23 protein-coding genes are annotated in these 23,370 nt (G+C 38.3%); 2 read left to right on the top strand and 21 right to left on the bottom strand.

The window, feature by feature from the left end:
- Positions 1-20: 20 nt before the first annotated feature.
- From MMB69_RS04330 to MMB69_RS04310, 5 genes are all read right to left on the bottom strand, one after another.
- On the bottom strand, positions 21-1,490 hold the full coding sequence (locus MMB69_RS04330; protein WP_221783451.1) for an NAD(P)/FAD-dependent oxidoreductase: 1,470 nt from the start codon (positions 1,488-1,490) through the stop codon (positions 21-23).
- Positions 1,491-1,707: 217 nt separating this feature from the next.
- A complete protein-coding gene (locus MMB69_RS04325) occupies positions 1,708-3,108 on the bottom strand; it encodes an ATP-binding protein (RefSeq protein WP_221783450.1) in 1,401 nt (466 codons plus the stop codon).
- Between the two features lie 153 nt (positions 3,109-3,261).
- The gene (locus MMB69_RS04320) at positions 3,262-3,447 is read right to left on the bottom strand and encodes a YjcZ family sporulation protein (RefSeq protein ID WP_075419415.1); all 186 of its coding nucleotides are present in this window, start codon (positions 3,445-3,447) and stop codon (positions 3,262-3,264) included.
- Between the two features lie 87 nt (positions 3,448-3,534).
- The gene (locus tag MMB69_RS04315) at positions 3,535-3,960 is read right to left on the bottom strand and encodes a hypothetical protein (protein WP_260506650.1); all 426 of its coding nucleotides are present in this window, start codon (positions 3,958-3,960) and stop codon (positions 3,535-3,537) included.
- Positions 3,950-4,111: a hypothetical protein gene (locus MMB69_RS04310; protein ID WP_164796341.1), complete on the bottom strand. Its 162-nt coding sequence runs from the start codon at positions 4,109-4,111 to the stop codon at positions 3,950-3,952. The genes MMB69_RS04315 and MMB69_RS04310 overlap by 11 nt, the downstream gene beginning before the upstream one ends.
- A gap of 214 nt (positions 4,112-4,325) precedes the next feature.
- Here MMB69_RS04310 and MMB69_RS04305 point away from each other — a divergent pair, with 214 nt between their 5' ends.
- Positions 4,326-5,081, top strand: coding sequence for a DUF4397 domain-containing protein (locus tag MMB69_RS04305; protein WP_140457029.1), 756 nt, complete (start codon positions 4,326-4,328; stop codon positions 5,079-5,081).
- A 30-nt stretch (positions 5,082-5,111) separates the two neighbouring features.
- Here MMB69_RS04305 and MMB69_RS04300 read toward each other — a convergent pair whose 3' ends face one another.
- The 7 genes from MMB69_RS04300 to ilvA form a co-directional block, all read right to left on the bottom strand.
- A complete protein-coding gene (locus tag MMB69_RS04300) occupies positions 5,112-5,684 on the bottom strand; it encodes a YpmS family protein (RefSeq protein ID WP_013058738.1) in 573 nt (190 codons plus the stop codon).
- Positions 5,685-5,696: 12 nt separating this feature from the next.
- Positions 5,697-6,581: an SGNH/GDSL hydrolase family protein gene (locus MMB69_RS04295; protein WP_221783828.1), complete on the bottom strand. Its 885-nt coding sequence runs from the start codon at positions 6,579-6,581 to the stop codon at positions 5,697-5,699.
- Positions 6,582-6,817: 236 nt separating this feature from the next.
- Positions 6,818-7,396 carry an SCO family protein gene (locus MMB69_RS04290; RefSeq protein ID WP_269870323.1) on the bottom strand — a complete coding sequence of 193 codons (579 nt, stop codon included), beginning with the start codon at positions 7,394-7,396 and terminating at the stop codon, positions 6,818-6,820.
- Between the two features lie 24 nt (positions 7,397-7,420).
- Entirely contained in the window at positions 7,421-9,037 is a 1,617-nt protein-coding gene (locus MMB69_RS04285) for an ATP-binding protein (RefSeq protein WP_221783449.1), read from the bottom strand.
- A gap of 150 nt (positions 9,038-9,187) precedes the next feature.
- Complete coding sequence (locus tag MMB69_RS04280) at positions 9,188-10,030, bottom strand: DegV family protein (protein ID WP_153253184.1); 843 nt, start codon at positions 10,028-10,030, stop codon at positions 9,188-9,190.
- Positions 10,031-10,199: 169 nt separating this feature from the next.
- The gene (locus MMB69_RS04275; protein ID WP_221783448.1) at positions 10,200-10,451 is read right to left on the bottom strand and encodes a DUF2535 family protein; all 252 of its coding nucleotides are present in this window, start codon (positions 10,449-10,451) and stop codon (positions 10,200-10,202) included.
- 161 nt (positions 10,452-10,612) lie between these two features.
- On the bottom strand, positions 10,613-11,884 hold the full coding sequence (ilvA, locus tag MMB69_RS04270; RefSeq protein ID WP_013084697.1) for a threonine ammonia-lyase IlvA: 1,272 nt from the start codon (positions 11,882-11,884) through the stop codon (positions 10,613-10,615).
- 231 nt (positions 11,885-12,115) lie between these two features.
- On the opposite strand from ilvA, the gene MMB69_RS04265 reads away from it, so the two are divergent.
- Entirely contained in the window at positions 12,116-12,334 is a 219-nt protein-coding gene (locus MMB69_RS04265; protein ID WP_221812569.1) for a hypothetical protein, read from the top strand.
- Between the two features lie 51 nt (positions 12,335-12,385).
- On the opposite strand, the gene MMB69_RS04260 is transcribed toward MMB69_RS04265, so the two are convergent.
- From MMB69_RS04260 to MMB69_RS04220, 9 genes are all read right to left on the bottom strand, one after another.
- Positions 12,386-12,871 (bottom strand): dihydrofolate reductase, encoded by a 486-nt coding sequence (locus MMB69_RS04260; protein ID WP_016765324.1) that lies wholly within the window; start codon positions 12,869-12,871, stop codon positions 12,386-12,388.
- Positions 12,868-13,662 carry a thymidylate synthase gene (locus MMB69_RS04255; protein WP_013058746.1) on the bottom strand — a complete coding sequence of 265 codons (795 nt, stop codon included), beginning with the start codon at positions 13,660-13,662 and terminating at the stop codon, positions 12,868-12,870. Before MMB69_RS04255 ends, MMB69_RS04260 begins: the two co-directional genes overlap by 4 nt.
- A gap of 443 nt (positions 13,663-14,105) precedes the next feature.
- Entirely contained in the window at positions 14,106-15,008 is a 903-nt protein-coding gene (purU, locus tag MMB69_RS04250; protein ID WP_221783447.1) for a formyltetrahydrofolate deformylase, read from the bottom strand.
- A 287-nt stretch (positions 15,009-15,295) separates the two neighbouring features.
- Positions 15,296-17,101, bottom strand: coding sequence for an IucA/IucC family protein (locus MMB69_RS04245; protein WP_221812570.1), 1,806 nt, complete (start codon positions 17,099-17,101; stop codon positions 15,296-15,298).
- The gene (locus MMB69_RS04240) at positions 17,098-18,255 is read right to left on the bottom strand and encodes an MFS transporter (protein ID WP_221812571.1); all 1,158 of its coding nucleotides are present in this window, start codon (positions 18,253-18,255) and stop codon (positions 17,098-17,100) included. The genes MMB69_RS04245 and MMB69_RS04240 overlap by 4 nt, the downstream gene beginning before the upstream one ends.
- A gap of 3 nt (positions 18,256-18,258) precedes the next feature.
- A complete protein-coding gene (locus tag MMB69_RS04235; protein ID WP_221812572.1) occupies positions 18,259-19,548 on the bottom strand; it encodes a lysine N(6)-hydroxylase/L-ornithine N(5)-oxygenase family protein in 1,290 nt (429 codons plus the stop codon).
- Entirely contained in the window at positions 19,527-20,120 is a 594-nt protein-coding gene (locus tag MMB69_RS04230) for a GNAT family N-acetyltransferase (RefSeq protein WP_221812573.1), read from the bottom strand. The genes MMB69_RS04235 and MMB69_RS04230 overlap by 22 nt, the downstream gene beginning before the upstream one ends.
- Positions 20,117-21,871, bottom strand: coding sequence for an IucA/IucC family protein (locus MMB69_RS04225; protein ID WP_277447236.1), 1,755 nt, complete (start codon positions 21,869-21,871; stop codon positions 20,117-20,119). Before MMB69_RS04225 ends, MMB69_RS04230 begins: the two co-directional genes overlap by 4 nt.
- On the bottom strand, positions 21,849-23,369 hold the full coding sequence (locus MMB69_RS04220) for a pyridoxal phosphate-dependent decarboxylase family protein (RefSeq protein WP_277447235.1): 1,521 nt from the start codon (positions 23,367-23,369) through the stop codon (positions 21,849-21,851). The genes MMB69_RS04225 and MMB69_RS04220 overlap by 23 nt, the downstream gene beginning before the upstream one ends.
- Position 23,370: the final 1 nt, after the last annotated feature.

Genomic DNA, 23,370 nt, shown 5'->3' with positions numbered 1-23,370 from the left:
GCCGTGACGGCCTCTTTTTCTTATACAGTAACAGGTTCAGAACTTGCTTTGCGATTCTTTAATTTTTCAACAATGTCACGCGCTACCCACACACCGCACGCACTTGCCTGCGCGAGTCCTCGCGTAATACCAGCTCCGTCTCCTCCCACGTATAAACCAGAGATTTCAGTTTCAAACTTATCGTTTAGCTTTGGACGAGCTGAATAAAATTTCGCTTCTACACCGTAAAACAGCGTATGTTCAGAAGCTAAACCAGGCGTTACATGATCCAGTGCTTCTGTCATTTCAATTAAGCTTTTCATCGTATTGTAAGGAAGCACTAAGCCCAAGTCACCCGGTACAGCTTCTTTTAACGTTGGTTCTAAAAAGCCTTCTTTAATTCGATTCGCTGTTGAACGACGGCCCTTTAGAATATCTCCATACTTTTGAACAACTAAGCCCCCGTTTGACAGCATATTAGCTAACCTTGATACTTCGTGCGCATATTCGTTTGGTTGATCAAATGGATCCGAAAATTTATGAGAAACAAGCAGCGCAAAGTTCGTATTTTGACTTCCAAGCTTCGGATCTTTGTATGCGTGTCCATTTGCTAACATAATACCTGAATGATTCTCTACTACCACATGTCCTGAAGGATTGCTGCAGAACGTTCTGACTCTTGTACCTACAGACGTATTGTAAATGAATTTCCCTTCGTACAAGTGCTTGTTGATTTCTTCCATAACAACGTTGGATGTTTCTACTCGAACGCCGATGTCCACTTGATTGTTAATCATTTTTAAACGGCGTTTTTTTAGTAAGTCGCTCATCCACTTCGAGCCGTCTCGACCTGGTGAAACAACCACTTTATCAGCCGTAATTCTTTCACCGTTTTTCAATTCAATACCGCGCACGATATGCTGACCGTCTTCTTTTTCTGTTATTAAATCGGCTACTTCCGTTTTATACTGCATATCAATTTTTTCTTTTAAGTATTCATAAATGCTTTTTAAAATTTCTAAATTTTGCTCTGTTCCTAAATGACGCACCTGGGCACGCAATAGCTTTAAACCTGCTGCGTATCCGCGTTTTTCAATTTCACGAACTTTATCAGTTAACGGATCCGTAATCGTATCGGTTGCTCCGTGTTTTAAATTAATTTCATCCACATATTTAATTAAATCTACCACCTGTGATTCAGACAGATAATCCGTCATCCAGCCTCCAAATTCACTTGTGATATTAAATTTCCCGTCTGAATATGCGCCGGCTCCACCAAAACCATTTGTGATAGAACAAGCAGGCAAACAGCCAGCAAACTCTTTTTTGCCAACCGCAGGCGGACATTTTTCAATTTTTTTCTGAAGAATCGGACAATTACGTCGATAGATATCGTGTCCTTTATCGATTAATAAAATAGTTGCTTCCGGTAATTTTAACGTTAACTCATAGCAAGTAAAAATCCCAGCGGGTCCTGCCCCTACCACAATAACATCATAATTTGAGTTCATTGTACATTCTCCCATCATCTTTTTTCTTTGGGTAAAAGATAAAAGTCATTGACCGAATTTTCTTTTTTTATTATCATTCGGTTATTTTCTAGCCATTTGATAATATATCAAAAACAAATCCTTTAGTCAACAATATATACGAACATTAAAATAAAAATATAAAAAAACATTCGTTTTTATTCCAGTCAAATAAAAACCAGTGAACGAATAGCAAGCGCTATGAAATGTTCACTGGTTCTTTAATATACGGAAGAGCAATTTCTACTTTTGTTCCTACTCCTACTTTACTCGCAAATGAAATATGCCCTTGATGCTGTTCGATTATTCGGTAGCTAATCATTAAGCCTAGCCCCGTTCCTGTTTGTTTAGTAGAATAAAACGGTTCACCTAGCCGGGCTAAAGATTGCTCATCAATTCCACAGCCTTCATCCTCGATAATGACCATGCCGTATTCATTTCTTTTCTCAACGGTGACTTTAACTGTACCTTTGCTCATTGACTCAAGCGCATTTTGAATTAAATTAATAAAAACTTGTTTAAGCGCATTTTCTTCACAAAAGATTGTAATCTCATCACTAATTTCATTAATAATACGACAGTTTTTATAATTGGCGTGTGTATCTAATAATAATGTCACGTGACGGATGATTTGATTGAGACTTTTTGGGTGGTATGAATTTTCAATTTTAGGCTTGGCCAGCGTTAAAAATTCTTGAATAATGGATTCGACGCGATTCAATTCTTCAAGCATAATATCATTGTATTCTTCGTTATACTGTTTTGATGCTTTTAACAGCTGAATAAACCCTTTAATCGCCGTCATTGGATTACGAATTTCATGTGCTACTCCTGCCGCTAACTTGCTCACCATTGTAAGCTTTTCAGATTTGCTTGCCATTTCATCATATTTTTTCCGATCCGTTACGTCGCGAATAATATACTGAATGGCATCCTGTCCTTCAAACTTAATTTTGGTTGCCGAAGATTCAATAATGACGACTCCTTTTTTAGTCAATAGTTTCACATCAACACGTGGCCTCACGGACATTCCATTCATCAGCTGAACCATTCGTTCTTTTACGATTTCTAAATGTTCGGGATGAATAAAATGAAGCCAAGGACGCCCGATATACTCTTCTTTTTTCTCGCCGCCAAGAAGTTTAACACCAGCGGGATTCAAATATTGAATTCTGCCTTCTCTTGTTACAATAAATGCATCTTGGCTTTGCTGGACAAACTGCTTATATTGCTTCATTTTCCGAATGACTTCCTCTTGCTTTTGAATACTTGAGGAAAACTCTTTCCACTGAACAACTAAGAGCGGAATATCCCCTTCCGTGCGCTGAATATGGATGTGCATCGGAAACTGCTGATCTACTTTTTTCTTAAGTAAAACAACTTCTTCCTCTTGCTTTCTTAACGCTTCCACTTCATGCTTTTCAATAAAAAAGCGATTTGGCTCTTCAAATACATTACAGGAAAGAAGTCGTTCCTCCGTCGTTTTAAAAAGGTGGCAGCACGCTTCATTTAAAATTTGGATATCTCCATCCATATTCATTACGAGCATTGGTGTAAATGACATTGAAAATAGCTGTTGAAATACTTTTTCCTTTTCCATATATTCACCTTCGCTTATTGAGTTACTAGCTATAGTATAATATGGTAAATGTTGATTTGGCAAAATTTTTTTATTATTTAAACAATTTATATGTAAGTTTGTCCTTTTCCATCTGTTATAAAAAGCTCGCACATGCGAGCAAATGAGGGCTAATCAGCAAAAACAAGTACAGCCAATGATGATTAATAAAATAAATAGCACAACAATTAATGCAAATGACTGGCCCGTTCCACAATGATGATAACCGCCAATTGGATAGCTAATTGGATAGTGGCAAGTATCATATAGGTGGTGATAGCCTCCGTGATGGCATGGGTCGTAACAATCGTAGTTATACATAGCAATCTCTCCTCTTGTTTTTTTCATTTCGTACACTGTACTTTATATGCGTTAGTTGATTGTCCTGTATGTGCATTCGCCCATTTTTTACTTTCTCTTACGCCATATTCGCCTTTTGGGCTGCAACGTATACGAAAACAATAAAAGTAAAATACTTCCCATCACCAGTAACGTAGTAAAATCTTTCATAAACTCAATAATGAACCCTATATACGGGAGATGGTATGCGTAGCTTCCAATTACTTTAGAAGAAGCAGGCAAAGAATCTCTTTGAGCTGTAACTAGTACATCAAGCTCTTGATTATGGGCCAGTACAAGTTCATTCTTTGAAGAAGATGATTCGTCTCCAAAGACAACTATATCTCCGCGATGCAGGTGGTGATAATCCGTTTCTTGAACGGTCACAGTGAAACCAAATAGGCTTGGAACTGTACTAACAAATAAAAATGTAAAGCAAATTGCATAAAGAACAAGTACATATCGAAACGCAGAAAACATACATTTATTGATCATAGGTAATCAGCTCAATTCGCTCGGTTACTTTATTTAGCGCGGGGGTAATGTGAATAAATGAAGTAGAGCGCTCTGTAAATTGAATTAAAAGTAGCAGCAGTAAAAAACTTAACATAATTAACCGTAGCATCCGAGCATAAAAATCGCGCATGCTCTCACTCCTTTTTTCTATACTAAATTCGGTCGTACAATAAGCCTTCAGTCAATAATTTAATTCAGTATATGCACATAGAGGGCATTTGGCTCATTGTTTCTCCTTGGAGGTCTCGGGAGTGATCAGTGATCGGCATAAATTATGAGTTTTAGCATATGTTTGGTTACGTATGGAAATGTTTTTATACTCCGACAATAAGGGAGCTGAACATATGGCTAATTATTCCTTTGATCAATATATTAAAAAAGCAATAAAATACGATTTTCTAGCTAACTACTATAAGTATAGTGATCCATCTAAGCATATTCATTATTATCAAAAGCATTTGTACTATATCCAGCAGGCCATCTTAACTTCTTCTGAAAATACGAATTTACGCGTAAATCCGCCGCAAATTCGTATACTTCATGCTTCTCCAGATTCTCCATCTGTAGATATTTATATTAACAACAAACGAGTGATTCGCAACTTAACTTATAAACAAGAAACAGATTATATTGAACTACAAGAACCTGGAAGATATACAATTTCTATTTATCCCGCTGGAGAAACGGGAAGACCTGTTTTAACGGAATCATTTACATTTGAAGGAAACCAAAATTACACGGTAGCGGCGGTAGATGAGCTAAACAAGCTTGATTTATTATTTATCTATGACAATACGGATGTACCAAGTGGAGAAACAAAACTTCGGTTTGTGCACCTTTCTCCTGATGCTCCTGCTGTGGATATTGCCGCTAGAGGCGGAGACGTCATTTTTTCTGGAGTGCAGTTTAAAGAAGTCACAAAATATTTGCCTTTGTCCCCCATGCATGTTCAACTTAGCGTACGCATAGCAGGAACCAAAAATGTAGTACTCGAAATCCCGGCACTGAACCTTCGTCCGAATCGAACATATACGGTATATGCCGTCGGATTTGCTAAGAACCGTCCTGCATTAGAAGCGCTGATTTCCCAAGATCGTTAACAAAAAAACCTTCCAAATTGGAAGGTTTTTTTATTCACTGCGCGAAATTAAACGTACGCGAATATCATCATTTTTCAAATCAAACTTTTGTACTTTTACAGCAAAATCACTCTCTAACTTCATCTGCTGTAACGCTACGTATACTGATTCATTCTTTGGATCGATCGTTACCCATTCTGGTAGCGCAAAGTTATTATTTACGTATCGAAGCACTGTGCGGACAGGAAGCTGCAGCTTTCCAACAGAAAGCGACTGCTGTTCAAGCACAATATCTCCATTTTTTTGTACGATTGGATCAAATGTCATTCGAATATTAATATCATCGCCGAATACTTGAATCGTACCGTCTACTCTTACTACATCGGTAAGAGTAATTTTGTAGTTAAGCGGCTGATTCTTAAATTCTTTTTTTAAATATTTATCAATCAGTACATTTAAGTCCGCTTTTTTAGCCAAAATAGTTAATTCTGCGTCTCCTTCTACTTTTTCAGAGGGAGTTGGATTGGCCTTGTCAACCGGTTGAAAAATAAACGCAATAATAAGGATAGCCCCTAGAACATTAATCCCTAATAACGCGATAAATAGGGTTTTCCACTTCTTCATATAACAATCTCCTTACTCGTTCCCACTCTCTTTCGTGTTTTTCTCTTTTTCATCAGATGTAACTTTTTCTGCTGTTTCCTTTTTCTGGTCTCCAACGAGAGGATCTTCTTCCTCCATTGATTTACTAATGCGCTCAGCCATTAGTTTGTACCCTTTTTTATTAGGGTGAAACTCGTCTTTCCCTAATAAATTTACGTCAGAATCATAAAAAATATCATCAATTTTTACATAACTTACATTATCATATTGAGAAGCAATTTTCTCGCTTGCCGCATTCCATTCATTAATAACAACATTAATTTCTTTCACATCACTTAACGATTTAAAGAATGGATTATAAAAACCAATTAAATAAATATGAGCATTAGGATTAAGCTTACGTATACGTGAAAACACGTCATTTAGACGTTTTTCATATTTTGACTGCTGTGATTCAAACGTCTTAATTGAGATATTGTAAAAGTAATCTCTTACCACTTTCATCACGTCATTGCCGCCAATCGTCAAGAAAACGATGTCTGCTCTTGATACTTCAGCTGCTACTCCCGGCTGATTTAACCTCGCTAATAGCTGATCCGTCCGGTTTCCTCTTTTACCTAAATTCTCTGTTCGTACATTTTGCACTTCATTTTGTTTAGAAAGGTATTTAGTTAAGTATGGTACATAACCGCCTTTTTTAGACTCATCTCCTACTCCTTCTGTTAATGAGTCGCCAATGGCTACAATATCTAAATCTACAGGAAAAAAGCCTTTCGGAATATGCTTTTTAGGTGTTAAATCCACTTCTTTCTGAACGGCTTCTTCTTTATTGTCCGTTGGCAAAAAAGTCGTCGTCGAACAGCTCGCTAACACCACCGCACTCATACTGCTTATCACTATACTTTTCCATTTTCTCATCATAACACCTACTAACTATGCTGTATTCTCGCTGTCACAAGCAATACTGCTTACCGCTCTGAATAACTATATCTTTATATCTTATCATACTATGTCAAGTTGATATTTTACTACGTTTCTTATATATAGTATATGTAAAAAAAAGGATAAGCATGTTTCTTTCATAAAAATATCCGCTAACACATCCCTGTAAAGATAGCTGTGTTTGGCGGATAGATTTGACGGATTTATAGCTCTTACTGAAGGGTTTTGATATCTTTTAACATATCTTCATAAGGAGGATCAGTCACTCCCTGATAAGATTTTTGAACGACTCCATCTTTGTCAATTAGAAAAAAATCCGTACCGTGAATAACCTGCGGATTTTCTTGCGGCTTTTTCACAATCGTTTTAAATTGGTCTAGCGCAAACTTTTCAATTTCCGCTTGTTTATAACCCGTTAAGAAATCCCAATTCGAAAAATCAGCGCCAAATTTAGTCGCATAGCCCTTCATTTTCTGCGGAGTATCCACTTCAGGGTCTACGCTAAATGACACAAAGCGAACGTCCAGCCCTTCATCCTTGGCCATTTTTTGTAATTTAGCCATATGAGCCGTCATTGGGGGACATACGGTTTCGCAGCTTGTGAAGATAAAGTTAGCTACCCAAACGTTCCCTTTCAGCTGACTTAGCCCTACTTTCTTTTGATCTTGGTTAACATAAGAAAAAGAGTCCATCTTCCAATTAAGCGGATTTTCTATTTTGGAACCACAGGCTGTTAACATCATACAACTAATGAGCAGTAAAAAAAACAATTTATAAGACCAGCTTTTCATATGTTCCTCCTGCACGGTTAAAGTTTAGTCATAGCTAGGGAAAATCAAGGTAAACGTTGAACCTTTTCCTGGTATGCTTTCCACTTCAATTCTTCCATTCATTTGTTCGACCAGTTGATAAGACACCATCAGACCAATCCCTGTTCCTTTTTCTTTTAAAGAATAAAACGCTGTTCCCAGCCGGTTCACTTGTTCACTGGTCATGCCTATACCAGTATCTTCAATTTGAATATGTACATGCCCTTCTCGCTTGTAAAGCCCTACTCGAAGCGTTCCACCATTTCTCATGGCTTCAATTCCATTTTTCATAATATTAAGCAGAACTTGATTCAATTCGTTTCGGCTGCCGCGAACATACATCTCTTCTTTTGCGTCTAATTCTATGAGTATATTGTTTGTTAACAAAGCATAAGAAGATAATAAGTCTACCAAGCTTGTAATACACTCCAAGCAGTTAATAAAACGATGCTGATGAACATCCGGCTTGGCTAAAGATAAATAATCATGAATAATCGCTTCCGCTCTGTCCATTTCGTTAATCATAAGATGAATGTAACTTAATTCAGTGTTTGAAAGCTTTGTATTATCTTGAAACAGCTGCAAAAACCCTTTTACCACCGTCATAGGATTTCGAATTTCATGCGCTACAGAAGCAGCTAATTGACCAATTGCATTCATTTTCTCTGCTCGCTGCAATTCCTTTTGCATCCTCGTTTTTTCCATAATAACTTCTAATTCATCAATCGCTTTAGCAATTCCATCTTTTGAATGACTGAAATTCGTTTCTACGTTCAGCTGTTCTTTTGTTGCTGACACTTGTTGAAAAAGCTGCTGAAGCCGCTCGGTCATTTCATTAAATCTTGTGTGTACATTCCCTAACTCAGAATCATCTTCGTGTGTCAGCTTCACATCAAATTTCCCTTGACTCACCGCTTGAATTCCTTCTATTAATTCCCCAAGGGGCGACATTAATCGCCTTAGTCCCCAATCTTGAATCACAATAATGAAGGTAAACAGAAGCGTAAACGCAACGACCAAAGACACAATTAAACGTTTTTGATAGATATAGATAGCGCTTGCATCTATATCTACACCAAGAATAGCCACAACTTTTCCAGAGCTGTTTGTAATAGGCGATAAAACGGTGATCCACGTCCCGAATTCGTCTTTGTATGTAGATGTTACGATATTCTTCTTTTCTTGTTCTGCTTCCTTAAATGATTTGTAAAATTCTTCTCCCCCATAATAAATCATGGACGGCTCTAGCGATTGCTTAATTTTCTTATTCGCTGTTACGATAATCTTATTTCCATGCGACTTGAATTTTTCGGTCGTCATAATATATCCCTGCAAGTACGACGGATGCAATTCATAAATCTTTCTGAACTGCTTTTCTAGATCGTCTTTTTCAGGAATCGGCCCGTTCCTTGAATCCACTGCTGCTATTACGTCTTGTTTAGATAAAGACTCCCTCCATAAATCGGCCATAATTAACACATGCTGCGTTAACGTCTCTTTTGCCATTTTTTTTTGAACTTGATAGCTAATGGCTAAAGAAATGACTCCAAGGGCAACTACAATTAAAGTAGAAAATAAAACCGTTTTGTTAAACACACTCAAATTTCGAATATATTTTTTCATCGGTATACTCCGGATTCAAAAGAATAGTAACCAGCACAGCATTCGCTGGTAGAAAGTTGATTCTATTATATCACACGTTCGTCCACTTCTCTTTCTCCTTTTTCCAAAAAAGAGAAAGCCAAAAAAGTGACTTGCAAAAAGCAACTCACTTTATTCAGCAAAATACATAAAACCAATTGCACCAATACCCGTATGCGTCGAGATAATAGGCGTCGTATCTTCAATCGAAAATTGCGTATAGCCTCTTGCCTTCACGATTGATTCTTTTAACTTAGAAGCGAGCCCAAGTCCATCTGCATGTACAAGCCCTACTCCTTTAATACTTTTTCCTTCTGTATGCTCTTCGAACTGCTTCGTTAAAAACTTAACAATTTGAGAATGGCTGCGCACTTTAGCAACAGGAGTATATACTCCGTCAGCTAGGGAAGCAATCGGCTTAATATTTAAAAGAGAACCGATTAACCCTTTTCCACGTCCAATACGTCCACCTTTAACCAAATTTTCAAGCGTATCGACCACAACAAAAAGGTTTGTATTTTGTCGCACCTCTTCCAAACGCGCTACAATTTCTTCTACAGTATGCCCCTTTTCAATCATTTTCACCGCTTCAAAGACTTGAAACGAAAGAGCTTTTGTAATATACATAGAATCTACAACGGTAATGTTCCCTTCTACCATTTGAGCCGCGCTTTCAGCTGCTCGAACAGTTCCGCTCATTCCCCCAGTCATATGAATCGAAATGACGTCATACCCTTCACTAACTAATCGTTCATATACTTCAACAAAAGAACCAATAGCCGGCTGAGAGCTTTTTGGTAATTCTTTTGAATTTTTCATTTTTTCAATAAAATCTGTCGGCGTTAATTCCACGCGATCTAAATACGTTTCATTATCAATGTTAATACATAAAGGTATCATCTCAATACCGTACTTTTCAGCTTCTTCCAACGTTAAATCAATTGTTGAATCCGTTACCACTTTAATTTTCGCCATGTGTTCACCCCTATAAGATGCATTGCAGACTAGTATAACATGAACACTTACAACAATATAGTTATAATAGAATGCAAGTTTTGCTAATTCGTAAAACGCATGTTCAACCTTTTATATAAACAAAAAAAGTTGACTCTGCTGAAATATTCAGAAAAGTCAACTTTTACGTTTATGCATTATGTTTTAATACATGAGACTTAAAGAGCTGTTCGTAATCTTTCCATTTCAACACGCGTTTTAAATATTCTTTAAACGAGTAGGTTTGCTTCGGAACTGATTCGTTCGTGATTTGTTTAATAAATAAATCAAGTTTTGCAGATAACATGAACCGAAACGTGCTATTTTCCTCTAAAACTGGAATTTCAGTAATTTTTACTTTTTGACCACTGACATGTTTAAATTCAAGGCTTTTTAATAGCAAGGCGATCAACCCTCTTTTTACCCGTTTATTTTATTATAATGCTTGAGGCACTTTCTGTCTTGATAAAATAAAAAGAAAACACAAATTTTTTAAAAAATAAAAATGCTTCATCAACTTATTCGACAGTTGATGAAGCATTCCTTTTTAAAATGACCTTCTATTTAAATAAATAAGTGAAACAAGTTGCTTTCTTTATTAATTTCTGTGTAAGGGAATCCTTTTTTATCCATACGATTAATCAGTGGATAGTAATCTTCTTTATGCTTAAGCTCGATTCCCACAAGTGCTGGTCCGCTGTCTTTGTTATTCTTTTTCGTATACTCAAAGCGCGAAATATCGTCCGTCGGTCCAAGCACTTCGTCTAGAAATTCACGAAGAGCTCCTGCGCGCTGAGGAAAATTAACGATAAAATAATGCTGTAATCCTTCATAAATCATCGAACGTTCTTTGATTTCTTGCATACGTCCAATGTCATTGTTTCCTCCGCTGATGACGCAAACAACCGTTTTCCCTTTAATTTGCTCACGGTATGAGTCAAGAGCAGCAATCGAAAGAGCTCCTGCTGGTTCTGCTACAATCGCATTTTCATTGTATAAAGATAAAATGGTTGTACAAACCTTGCCTTCAGGAACAACTACAATATCGTCCACAAGCTCTTTACTGATGTCATACGGAAGCGTTCCAACTGTTTTAACAGCTGCTCCGTCTACAAATGGATCGATTGCCGGTAGCGTCACTACATTTCCATTTGCTAAAGATGTCTGCATGCCAGGCGCGCCTGCTGGTTCTACCCCAATCACAGCTGTTTGAGGCGAGATGCTTTTTACGTATGTGCCGACACCGGAAATTAATCCGCCCCCGCCGATACCCGCAAATACGTAGTCAATTTCATCTTCACAGTCATTGAACATTTCAACGGCTACTGTACCCTGTCCTGCAATAACGTCTACATCATTAAATGGGTGAATAAATGTTCGATGTTCCTCTTCACTGCATGCAATAGCTTGTTCATAAGAATCATCAAACGTATCTCCGATTAGTACGACCTTTACGTTATCTTTGCCTAAAAATTTCACTTGATTAATTTTTTGGCGCGGTGTTGTGCTCGGCATAAAGATTTTACCATCGATATTTAAATGACGGCACGCATATGCTACACCTTGTGCGTGGTTTCCTGCACTTGCACAGGCAATTCCATTTTCTAATTCTTCTGGGGATAATTTTTTGATTCGATTGTACGCACCGCGAATTTTAAATGAGCGCACCACCTGTAAATCCTCCCGTTTTAAATAGATATTACATTCATATCGTTCAGACAAAACGTCATTACGCTGTAGTGGTGTATGCACAACAACATCTTTAATCAATTGATTTGCAATCATGATGTCCTCTAAATGTACGTGTTTTGTTCGATTATCTACTTGTTGTTTCATAACCAACTTCCTTCCTCTTCTACCATTATTAATTTGTACATTATATCACAAAAAATTTAGAAAAATCATTATTTTTCATTAATAATAACTAAAAAAACTTTTCCAACTATTTTACTGTCCACATACTTTACATATGTTTAGCAAACGCTAAATAGACTTACAAAATTGCCCATACTTTCTGCATGCAGCTGATGCGATAACAGGTATAAACTAAGAAAGGTTGTGGAGTAAATGGAGTTTTCGCTTCAAAGTCACGAAAGTGCCGTTCCATGCGAAATAGTTGCAGATGAAGAAAACGGTAGATACATGCTTCGCAAAGCAGATACGAGCGGAGAAGTTTTTAATACACCAAGCGAGCTGATTGAATGGATTGAAGCTAACTGGAGCCCTGAACAGTTTGTGAGCCCAGCGGCTTTTCACGAAATGATGAAGCAATTAAAATTAATATAAAACACCCTGCCTTTTTGTAGGGCAGGGTGCGTTTTTTATTAACAAGAAAAATTAGCTTCGTTCGTATACGGTAAAATAATACGTGTAGGGATTTTTTTCATCTTTAATTCCTTGCTGCTTCGAAATAACTTTCCATTCGCTCAAATCAATTGCAGGAAAATGTGTATCTCCTTCAAACGATTCTTCAATATGCGTAATATAAAGTCGGTTTGCAACGTCTAATGTTTGCTCATACAGAGTAGCTCCGCCAATCACGAAGAGCTCGTCTTCTTTTTCAGCATCTAATGCTTCTAGTTCCTCAACTGAATGAATAACGGTTGCTCCTTCTTGTTGATAATCTTTTTGACGTGTAAGAACCACATTTTCGCGATTAGGAAGCGGTCGTCCAATTGATTCAAATGTTTTTCTTCCCATTACAATCGTATGACTCGTTGTGATGCGCTTGAAATACTTTAAATCTTCCGGAAGGCGCCATGGCAAATCATTCTCTTTACCGATCAGCCTGTTTTGATCCATTGCGACAATGAGGGAAATCATACGCTCACAGCTCCTTTGATGTGAGGATGCGCATTATAGTCTACTAACTCAAAGTCTTCAAATTTAAAGTCAAAAATTGATTTTACGTCTGGATTGATTTTCATTTTTGGCAAAGCATGAGGCTCACGCGTTAACTGCAGGTTTACTTGTTCAATGTGATTGCTGTAAATATGCGCATCGCCAAACGTATGAACAAAATCACCTGGCTCTAAATCACACACTTGTGCCACCATCATTGTAAGCAGCGCATATGAAGCAATATTAAACGGTACGCCTAGGAAAATATCAGCTGAGCGCTGATACAATTGACAAGACAATTTGCCGTCCGCTACATAAAACTGAAATAAGCAGTGACACGGAGGTAAAGCCATATTGTCTACATCAGACACATTCCAGGCGCTTACCATTAAGCGGCGAGAATCAGGGTTGTTTTTAATTTGATTGATAACATTGGTAATTTGATCAATTTTTTCTCCGTCCGGCGTTGGCCATGAACGCCACTGATGCCCATACACAGGGCCAAGCTCGCCGTTTTCATCCGCCCATTCATTCCAAATGCGCACGCCGTTATCTTGTAAATACTTAACGTTTGTATCTCCTTGTAAAAACCAAAGCAGTTCATGAATAATTGATTTTAAATGAAGTTTTTTTGTCGTTAATACCGGGAAACCTTCTTGTAAATTAAAACGCATTTGATAGCCAAATGTGCTAATTGTACCTGTTCCTGTCCGATCTTCTTTTTTTGTTCCATTTGCTAACACATGCTCGCAAAGTTCAAGATATTGTTTCACTTCCGACACTTCCTTTATTAAAAAGTCCTTTTCTATTGTATAAGTGTTCACGAGCTAAGTAAACAACTAAATCTCAGCTCATGTAGAAAAGTTTTTTATCATTTAGATACGCGATTCCCCCGGAAAAAACGAGAATGAGACCTAACAAAATCAATTAAATAATCGAGTATGAATCGCTTATGACACCGCGGTTGACCTCCGTGCAAGGCTTGGCAGATGAGCCTCCTCGTCGCTTACACTTGAGGGGTCTCATCTGTTCCGCTTTTCCCGCAGGAGTCTTCGCCTTTCCCTCCAATCAACCGCTAGAAGCAACTAAACAGATGAAATCTACGCTTACTATCACCATTAAAAAAATCCGAACGAATTTCATTCTCTCTCAAGAATCTCGATTCATCGTTCGGATCTTCCTTCGGCTAAACTACTTTTTAATAGCTTAGTCTTTGTTAATTAAATACAATTGTGCGGTTTTCATGCACTAAAATGCGGTCTTCTAAATGCCATTTTACAGCACGTGCGAGCACCGTACGTTCAATTAAGCGGCCTTTTTTCTTTAAGTCATCCGCATCATCACGGTGGTTCACGCGTTCAATATCTTGTTCAATAATTGGTCCTTCATCCAAGTCGTCCGTTACATAGTGAGACGTAGCACCAATTAACTTTACACCTCGTTGATATGCGCGTTCATATGGACGTGCTCCAATGAATGCCGGTAAGAATGAATGGTGAATATTAATGATACGATACGGATTTTCAGCCACAAAAGTCGGCGTTAAAATTTGCATATAACGCGCCAAGATAATCACGTCAATATTATAATCTTTTAATACCTGCAGCTGTTTGGCTTCTGCTTCTTGGCGAATGTCTTTTGTCGCCGGTATATGCTTAAACGGTATACCGAATGATTCAACCACTTCGCGCGCATCTTCGTGATTGCTCACAACGATAGCGATGTCTGTCATCAAATCTCCGCTTTCCCATGCCCACAGCAGCTCTAGTAGACAATGAGGCTCTTTTGACACAAAAATAGCTGTTTTTTTCAAATTATGAGCATATGTAAACTGCCAGTTCATTGAAAATGTATTGGCAATTTTTTTGAAGCTTTCTTCTAGTTTTGCTTCTTTAGCTAATAAATCCTCACATTCAAATTCGAAACGGATAAAAAACATACCCCCTTCGTGGTTCGTTGAATGTTGACTTGATTCTACAATATTTGCACCGTGCTCATGTAAAAACGTAGACACAGCGGCTACAATACCCGGTTTGTCCGGACAGCTAATTAGCAGCCGACCGCGATTTTTATATTTCTCTTTATATGAAGTTAAATGTTTTTGAATATGCGATTTCATGTAATTCCCTCTCTTTTTTTAAATATACAGACAATTGTACCATTATCCTTGTAGCGATGCGACATTGAAATAGTGCTTTCATAAAAGAAAACCGAGACGTTTGCTTAGGCTTGTTTATTTGTTGTTCTAGCATATCTATTACATCAAATCGTTCATTCACTCACCTTTACATTCTACACATACATAAAATGAGTGTTTCCTAAAGTGCTGCAGCTCATCCCCTTCGCTTCCTGCTTTTGAATTAACCATAAAAAAGCCGCTAGCACAACACCAGCGGCTTTTCCTTATTATTGCACAGCTTTTTCACTCACTTCATGCAAAGCATTTCGTACCTTGCCATATTCGCTTGCGTGAGGACGATCTCCGTCATCTTCGTATCCGTAATCAAACATTCGATTTCGATTTAACGTTAATTTCGTAATGGTTGGACGTAATAAATCAAACAGTTCAAATCGTTTTTTCAAATGTGGAAATGATGCTTGATAATGTAAAATTTCTGCTCGTACACTTTTCCAAAAGTCCGCTTCTTCTACGCCTTCATGCTCTTCTAAAATAGTTGCTAAATAGCGGAAGTGACAAACAAATAACCCTGTTAAAATAAACTGCGTCAGTCCTTCCGGCTCTTCGCTGCGCAGCACTTCTTTTAATTCAAAAGATAGCTGCTGCAGTTCTTCAAACGGCTGATCGCTAATATTCACGTCGTCTACAAAATCCTTCATAATAATTCGAACAGGCTTGTTATGTTTGAGCACTAATACCGTATTTTGACCGTGCGGGGAAAATACAGTACCGTATTGATATAAGTAATGAAGAAGCGGCGGCAACACAGCGCTGGTTAACGCATCAATCCACTGGTTAGGAGTTAAACCTGACTTTTCTATATACGACGAAACTAAAGCTTTCCCTTTACTGTCAACATGTAAAAGCGCAGCCAGCGTAATCGCATGCTCTCCTTCTTCTAACTCTTGATAAATGCTTTCACGCCAAACGACTCCCAGCATTTCTAAATACTGATAAGGCGCGTTTTGAATAGAAGCAAACGTCGGCTGAGTTACGTTTAACGTAGCCACTTCACCTAAAAGTCCTACTTTGCACGTATCTTTTAAAAACGCATCGCGATCTCGTATGCCTTTTATGTGCTGAGTTACTTGAGGAGCAATTACCGTCCGCTCACTTGGAAGGCCTCTGTACACAAGCGTATTTAATATACTCATGGGAAGCTTTACATGATATTTATCTCGATTTGTTGTATTCACAAATGTACGAACCGACTGCTGAGGCAAGTATTGATCTTCACCTTCTCCTAACGGAACAATTAAATCATTTGCAATGTATTCAGCGAATAAAGGAACAATCACGTTCATCCACTGCCATTCGTGAACGGGAATATAATAATAGTCCGCTGCTAAAAGGTCTTGGCTTGTTAATTCTTTTTCAAATTCAGCTAGCCTCTCACCGTTTAGCTCCTGTTTCATAACATCATCAAAGCCGAGGGTATCTAATGAATGAAAAGAAGCAATTTGCTTCGCTACAGCAATCCATGAAAGCTGAATTTTTTGTTTTTGCTCAGGTGCAAACCGCAGATAATCATCATAGCCAAATCCGATGCGGCCTTTGTTGTATGTAATCCAAGGATGTCCCGTCATTTCACCTTCTAGCTCCGCATAATCCATATCTGCTAATTCATCAGCTGATTTTCGATTTTGCAAATGCACGTCTGCTATTAACGTATGAAAATATTCTTTTGCTAAGTGACCTGCGGTTGAGCTAGACATTCCTTTGTCTTCAGATAGGCTAATTAACAGCTGCAAGGCCTCAGAAAATGTAGGGATTGACGTTTTAGATGTCAGCTTAATACTTTCTGGCAGTACAGAAAAACTATCAAACATTCGCTGTTTCGCTTGATATGTATACGTAACGCCCCGGTGGTCTTCCCACTGGTAGGTGGAAATCTCACCCTGCTTTTGCAGTTCCTTCGGTGTAATAATATGTTCATACATAAATTCCTGCAGCATTTTAGCTAAAAGCTGTCGATTTGCTTTTTCCCATGATTGCTTATTAAATACGGAAAGATTCGTTTCTTTGATTTTCATCCTTCATTCTCCTTTACTTGTCTTAGGATAGGGATTGTTTTATTACGCAACGGCATTACAGCGCTAGCAGCTAGCAAAGCAGCGGCACCAGCTGCTAAAGGAAGCGCTAAATTTACTTTGCTGATTTCTAGTGCTAAAAGCGGTGCAATCAGCAGGGCAAGATTTTGAACAGCAATAAGCCAGCTGTAATAGTAAGCAGCTCCTTTTTTGCTTTTTTGAAATAAATAGATATCAAGTATAACCATGCTGAGATAAAACCCAGCTCCATATAAAATTCGACTTATAATAAACATGCTGAGATGATCGGCATATGCTTGCAAACATAGCAGTAAAGCACTAGCACCCGTTACGCCATAAAAAAGCGGTATAACTTTGCCATTAAATAGCTTTGTAGGTACCGTAAGCTTTAAGATGATCGCCATAATGCTCGGCATCACATATAACAAAGCGCTGCCTTGACTGCTCATGCCATATGTGTCACTTGTAAACAATGTAAAATAAGGGCGAATGACATTGTGTCCAAGGTGAAAAAAGAAAATAACCAGCAAATAGAAAAAAATAGGCTCGTTTATACTTTGAATGTATGATGGTGTTTTTTCTTTTTTTAAAGATGAAGCTTTTCTTGTTATGAGCCATACGGCCAGTACCATATCAGCTAAAGCAAAGTACTGATATACTTTAAGCGGCATTTCCCATGCAATAATCGTACTTCCGAACAAGCTAGCGACAATAATAGCCGTATGAACAATAAATACATAGGTTGTTGCAGCACTTGCCTTTTTCTGTCCATTTTTCATGCCGCCTACTAAATATGGGTACAAAAGATATAAACTACTTTGAAACACAAGTAATACTAACGAAGTGACTAAAAATCCATAAAAAGTAGAAACTTCGCTCAGAATGACTTTAATTAAGGCTGTCATTAGAAGGGACGCTGCGATTATATGTTGTACTTTCCACTTCTTAAGCAGCATTCCCCATAAAGGAGTCATAACAATGACCACAATCCGGCAGCAAATAATAAAAAAAGACGTCATTGCGACTCCATCTACATGGAAAGCATTTGTAAAATACTGTGGATAAAATGGTGATAACAATACCTCTGACGTCATGGTCATAAACAAACAGATAAAAACAAAGCGCGGAGAAATCATTTCTTAAAATCCAAACTTTTGGAAGACAGTATTTTCATATATTTTGTACACGTTTTTACCTGCAATTTGATTAATCAAAACAGCATTTCGATAAGCGCCTAAACCTAAGTCTGGGGCTCCAACCCCGTGTGTATGAAGCTCTCCGTTTTGAACAAATAGCGGAGCGCCTTTTTTCTTCATCTCAACTTGATAAAGTTCGCTAATTTTCAGCTGTCCTTTTTCATCAAACAGCAAATGTTCTTTTAAACCTTCCATAAAAGCAGGCTCTTTTGCATGATAGCCCGTAGCCATAATGACAATTTCACTTTCTTCTTTTTCAAACGAGTCCTCCTCGTATTGGTGAAGAGTAAGAAGATGTGTATCGTTTGTCTTTTCAACGCCTGCAAGTTCCGTAAGCGCCCGCATCGTTAGCGGCACTTCTTTTCCGCCAATCGTTCGCTCATAAGTTAAATCATAAATATCACCGATCGTTTCAAAGCTTATTCCTTTGTATAAAAGAGCTTGATTTCGTAAAACGCTCTCTTTTTTCTCTTGGGGCAATCTGTAAAAATAGCGGGTATAATCCGGTGAAAAATGTTCAAGACCAAGCTTTGAATACTCCATCGGATAAAACCCTTTTGAGCGCGTATACCAATTCAGCTTATAGTCAAATTCAGGCTGCTGTTGAAGTAAATCATAGACAATTTCAGCTGCGCTTTGACCAGAGCCAATTACGGTTATACTTTTAGCCTTCAGCGTTTGCTCACGATTCATTTTATAATGAGCGGAGTGATAAAATGTATCGCTTGCCACTGTTTGAAAGTCTCTTGGCATCACGGGCTGCGTACCTACTCCGGTTACAAGATGATAGCTGTAATAGGTATGAAGCTTTCCTTCTTTTTCAACCGTTACTTCATAAAAAGGTTTAGCGTCTTCATGCATTTTCACTTCTATTACTCTGCTGTTAAATTCAAGCCCGCTCAGCTGGCTTGCTACCCAGCGGCAATAATGATTGTATTCGTTTCTTGGGATATGAAACTTCTCAAAGAAATAAAACTGATACAAGCGCTCATGCTCATGCAAATAATTTAAGAACGTGTATGGACTTTTCGGATCCACCATCGTGACCACATCTGCCATAAACGGAACTTGAAGAGTGGTCCCTTCTAAAAGCATTCCTGGATGCCAATTAAACTCATTTTTTTGTTCAAAACATTTATATGTACAATCTGTTTTATTAATTAAAGCTGCTAATCCTAAGTTAAATGGACCAACTCCTACTCCAATTACGTCTAAAATGTCCCGTTGTTCCATTCGCTCCACCTTCTTTCAAATACTTTTCTTTCACATTTCAACAATACACCTGTTTTATCAGGCAGCGACACTTCTTTCATAAATTGAAAGCCGCATTTTTTAAATACTGCAATCATCTTTTCATTTCGTATATCTGGTTCCGCTATTACTTTGGCAGTATCTGCTACCTCGAACTTGTGCTTTAGTAAACTAAGAAGGAGCGGATAAATATAGCCTTTTCCTAAAAAATCAGGTGCTCCAATTAATAAATGAATCCCTTGATCTCCTTTTTCATAAGGGTAATAGTTACTGATAATATCGCCGTCAACCGTATAAGATTCCCAATAGCTCATAGGTACACCGTCAATTTCTCCAATTAGCAGTTTTTGATGGGAATCAGCGAGAAATGTTTTTAAATGCTGCTCATATGCCTGTTTTGAAATATTTAAATTCCAATACGGAATAACATGCGGTTCATGCATCCACTTGTACAGCCGTTCATAATCTTTTGCAAAAGAAACAGAGCGAAAGGTGATGCTCTGCTCCTTTTGCTGAATCATAAATGGATACTGCGTTTGTAATGCCGACTTCATACCCGTACACCTGCCAATTCGTACAGAGGATTTTCAACATTTACATAAACAGACTGCGTTTCAAGAGAGCCTACCAGCTCATCCATATCATGAACGCGCGTTAAGAAATTGGCTTTGCAAGGAAGCACTTTCTCTTCTAACATCGATGAAACAAGCCCCGTATGATCTTTTTCTGTGTACATCTCTATTTCTTGTCGTAGAATCAATAGCAGATCTGACTCTTGAACGAGGCCAGCTGCACCAAAAGCATTAACTAATCCTAAAATATGATTAAAAAATACGTAATAACGAAATCTTTCTTCTGCTACAGCGTCATCACATACCGTATCGCTTTCTCCATTTAAGGAAGGAAGCAGCTTGCGAAGCTCTTGTTCCTTTGATTTCATAAAGTAATAGCCTTGGTTGTCACGGTAGTAAAACACCGATGGATATCCGTTTTCATCAAGTTTAATAACGGAATTTTGCTGATGAGCTTCCAGCGCAATTCCTTTTTGAGTGTAAAGCCACATCATAGGATGAAAAGAAACATCTAAATAGCGTTTAAACCAGCGCTTGCTTATGTCTTCATTCGTGCTATTTTCACTTGCAGCAATATAACTAATAATATTTTCAATTTGAGAAGCTTTCCCAAACACATGATCTTGACACAAACTTGCTAGGAGTGTTGTACGATCTCCTTGGTTACCTTGAAAAGGGTTGCTTCGAATCATGACTTCAAACCCAAGCTCCTTCTTTCCAAGCGTGATGTAAGCAGGGTCTTCGATTACTTGAAAAGCCGGATGATTTTCTTGAAGCTCCGCCTGTAATCCCTTTTGCAATAAACGACTCACTTCTACACCTCTGTTTAATTCTTTACGTTTATTCACTCTCAGTGAATTAGTAATCTTCACCGGAATAGAAAATTTGTACATTACATCTGCATCTTCACTGTATACAGTTCTAACAGACGAAGTCGGATAAAACGGCTGACCGTGTGGCCCTAGATAAGCAAGCCTGCCTTTTTGAATCCATTCACACACTTCTTCTTTTCCTAAAAGATAACGAGCTTGCAGCGGATGCATAGGTATAAGTGAATAGTCGTCCGCTTGGCAATACGACTGTATGAATTCTTCAGAAACCTTCTTATCTTTTTTCAACTGCTCTTTAATAAGCTGTGAAGCGGTTTGACTCCCGGCGGACTGTTCTTCAACAAGCGATTTATGTGCTTTAAAATAATGAAGCTGAAATTTGCCGTTCACTTCAGGCCCAAATACCTCTTCTTCTTCAGGTAATATCCCTTGACGGCTTTTAGGTGTTGGATGAAGCTGGTGGCCAATAAGCAATGACTGCTCAGATTCTAAGAAGGTTTTGTCCCATTTGTAACACGTTTCTAACTCTTTCTGTCTTTTTTCAATGAACAATTTCATATTTTCATAGCTTAGTAGCACACGTACAATTAACTCATTCACCTGCAGTAAATGATCTGTTACTTCTTTTAAAAGAAAGGCTAAAAGAGTGACGACATCTAACTCCTTGAGCTCATCTTTCTGAATGCGATAATAAAAGACCGGAAAGAACAAGTGACGTCCGGTAGCTGAGCGGTACTTTACTGGAAAGTAAAGAGTTACCGGCTGTTTTTCTAGCCTAAGAACGAGCGTTTCCTCGCTTTTCATTTCTGAAACGGACTGCCATACTCCCTTACCTGTTTCTCGAATATAGCAATTAATAATATTTTGCATTGTAATAAAATTAGCCGATAACTGAGCGTTCACGTAATCGCTCCTCCTTTTTCTCCAACTCTTTTCCTAAAGCCACGACTTCCTCTAACTGAGTGGCAACAGAAGCAACTGTAATCATAGGATTTAACATCGTTAGCTTTAAATATGCCTGCTCTTTATGCTTTGTTTTTGCCATGATAAACGTGCCTTTTTCGTATAAGTGCCGCTGAATACGCTGATTCAACTCATTTTCATAATGCTGCTGTTTTTGACAATCACCATATAAAGTATCTGGCACATAGCGAAATACAACCGCGTTCAGATAAGGATCATTTAACACCGCAATATTCCTTTGCTTTCGTAAATGTTCAGCTGTTTGCTTAGCCGTTTCAATCGTATGATCAACCATTTTTCCATACTCATTTGTACCTACTGCACGGAAAGTCAGCCATAGCTTCAAGGCGTCAAATCGTTTGGTCGTTTGAATACTGCGATCTACCAAATGTACATGCTCATCTTCTTCAGGATTTAGATAATCTGCATGAAGCTGAATGTGTTTGAACATAGCTGAATTCTTCAGTAAAAATGCCCCGCAGCTTACCGGCTGATAAAACCACTTATGAAAATCCATCGTAATAGAATCTGCTCGTTCAAGAGCTTTTAAGCGTTCACGATATTTATGTGAAAACAGCAGCGCTCCTCCATAAGCGGCGTCAGCATGAAGCCAAAGCCCTTCTTTTTTAGCCAGCTCACTTATTTCAAAAAGAGGATCCACGCTTCCAAAATCCGTCGTGCCTGCCGTTGCTACAACAGCAAAAGGAAGGTTTCCCTGGGCTTTGACTTCCCGTATTGCTTCTTCTAAATTTTCTATATCCATCTCGTGCCTTTCATTGCACTTTACACTCACCACAGCATTCATGCCCAGTCCAAGCTGAGCTGCAGATTGCTGTACCGTAAAGTGGGCTTTTTCAGAGCAGAAAATTCGCAGTTTTTTAGCTTCAAACGGTAAGCCTTCTTCACTAACATCAATGGAAAATGCAGCATGACAATACTCATTACGAGCAAGCAGAAGTCCCATATAATTCGACTGAGTCCCTCCGCTTGTAAAAACGCCGGAAGAAGAGCTTGGATAACCAATTTGTTGTGTTAACTCATCAATCACTTGATCTTCTATATACGTAGCTGCCGGACTTTGATCCCACGAGTCCATAGATTGATTTAAAGCAGAAATCATCACTTCTGCAGCAAGGGCCGGTATAATCGGAGGACAATGCAAGTGCGCCATTGCCCCGGGATGCGAAATATGAAGCGAATGATCCATCACTACGGCTTGTACGTCATCAAACAGATCTTCTAGCGGCTGTTCATGCTCGTTAAAATAGACCGAGCGATTGACTAAGTTCGATAGTTCGTGAATGTCTATGTGAGTATAAGGGGCTTTTAGTGTATGGTAGTGACGTTTAATCATCTCAGTCATTCCGCCTATCATCGCTTCATAATTCTCGAGGCTTTCTTTGGATGATGATAAAAACCACTTTTCAAACGGCGCCATT

Source organism: Priestia sp. P5 (assembly GCF_029522155.1).
GTDB classification, from domain to species: domain Bacteria; phylum Bacillota; class Bacilli; order Bacillales; family Bacillaceae_H; genus Priestia; species Priestia megaterium_E.
Note: the sequence above shows the minus strand (reverse complement) of the source record. Positions and strands in the feature narration are given on the sequence as shown.

What these genes read in the sequence shown, in the direction of transcription:
- MMB69_RS04330 (WP_221783451.1), bottom strand. Translation starts at nt 1,490, where the DNA reads ATGAACTCAAATTATGATGTTATTGTGGTAGGGGCAGGACCCGCTGGG.
- MMB69_RS04325 (WP_221783450.1), bottom strand. Translation starts at nt 3,108, where the DNA reads ATGGAAAAGGAAAAAGTATTTCAACAGCTATTTTCAATGTCATTTACA.
- MMB69_RS04320 (WP_075419415.1), bottom strand. Translation starts at nt 3,447, where the DNA reads ATGTATAACTACGATTGTTACGACCCATGCCATCACGGAGGCTATCAC.
- MMB69_RS04315 (WP_260506650.1), bottom strand. Translation starts at nt 3,960, where the DNA reads ATGATCAATAAATGTATGTTTTCTGCGTTTCGATATGTACTTGTTCTT.
- MMB69_RS04310 (WP_164796341.1), bottom strand. Translation starts at nt 4,111, where the DNA reads ATGCGCGATTTTTATGCTCGGATGCTACGGTTAATTATGTTAAGTTTT.
- MMB69_RS04305 (WP_140457029.1), top strand. Translation starts at nt 4,326, where the DNA reads ATGGCTAATTATTCCTTTGATCAATATATTAAAAAAGCAATAAAATAC.
- MMB69_RS04300 (WP_013058738.1), bottom strand. Translation starts at nt 5,684, where the DNA reads ATGAAGAAGTGGAAAACCCTATTTATCGCGTTATTAGGGATTAATGTT.
- MMB69_RS04295 (WP_221783828.1), bottom strand. Translation starts at nt 6,581, where the DNA reads ATGAGAAAATGGAAAAGTATAGTGATAAGCAGTATGAGTGCGGTGGTG.
- MMB69_RS04290 (WP_269870323.1), bottom strand. Translation starts at nt 7,396, where the DNA reads ATGAAAAGCTGGTCTTATAAATTGTTTTTTTTACTGCTCATTAGTTGT.
- MMB69_RS04285 (WP_221783449.1), bottom strand. Translation starts at nt 9,037, where the DNA reads ATGAAAAAATATATTCGAAATTTGAGTGTGTTTAACAAAACGGTTTTA.
- MMB69_RS04280 (WP_153253184.1), bottom strand. Translation starts at nt 10,030, where the DNA reads ATGGCGAAAATTAAAGTGGTAACGGATTCAACAATTGATTTAACGTTG.
- ilvA (WP_013084697.1), bottom strand. Translation starts at nt 11,884, where the DNA reads ATGAAACAACAAGTAGATAATCGAACAAAACACGTACATTTAGAGGAC.
- MMB69_RS04265 (WP_221812569.1), top strand. Translation starts at nt 12,116, where the DNA reads ATGGAGTTTTCGCTTCAAAGTCACGAAAGTGCCGTTCCATGCGAAATA.
- MMB69_RS04260 (WP_016765324.1), bottom strand. Translation starts at nt 12,871, where the DNA reads ATGATTTCCCTCATTGTCGCAATGGATCAAAACAGGCTGATCGGTAAA.
- purU (WP_221783447.1), bottom strand. Translation starts at nt 15,008, where the DNA reads ATGAAATCGCATATTCAAAAACATTTAACTTCATATAAAGAGAAATAT.
- MMB69_RS04245 (WP_221812570.1), bottom strand. Translation starts at nt 17,101, where the DNA reads ATGAAAATCAAAGAAACGAATCTTTCCGTATTTAATAAGCAATCATGG.
- MMB69_RS04240 (WP_221812571.1), bottom strand. Translation starts at nt 18,255, where the DNA reads ATGATTTCTCCGCGCTTTGTTTTTATCTGTTTGTTTATGACCATGACG.
- MMB69_RS04235 (WP_221812572.1), bottom strand. Translation starts at nt 19,548, where the DNA reads ATGGAACAACGGGACATTTTAGACGTAATTGGAGTAGGAGTTGGTCCA.
- MMB69_RS04230 (WP_221812573.1), bottom strand. Translation starts at nt 20,120, where the DNA reads ATGAAGTCGGCATTACAAACGCAGTATCCATTTATGATTCAGCAAAAG.
- MMB69_RS04220 (WP_277447235.1), bottom strand. Translation starts at nt 23,369, where the DNA reads ATGGCGCCGTTTGAAAAGTGGTTTTTATCATCATCCAAAGAAAGCCTC.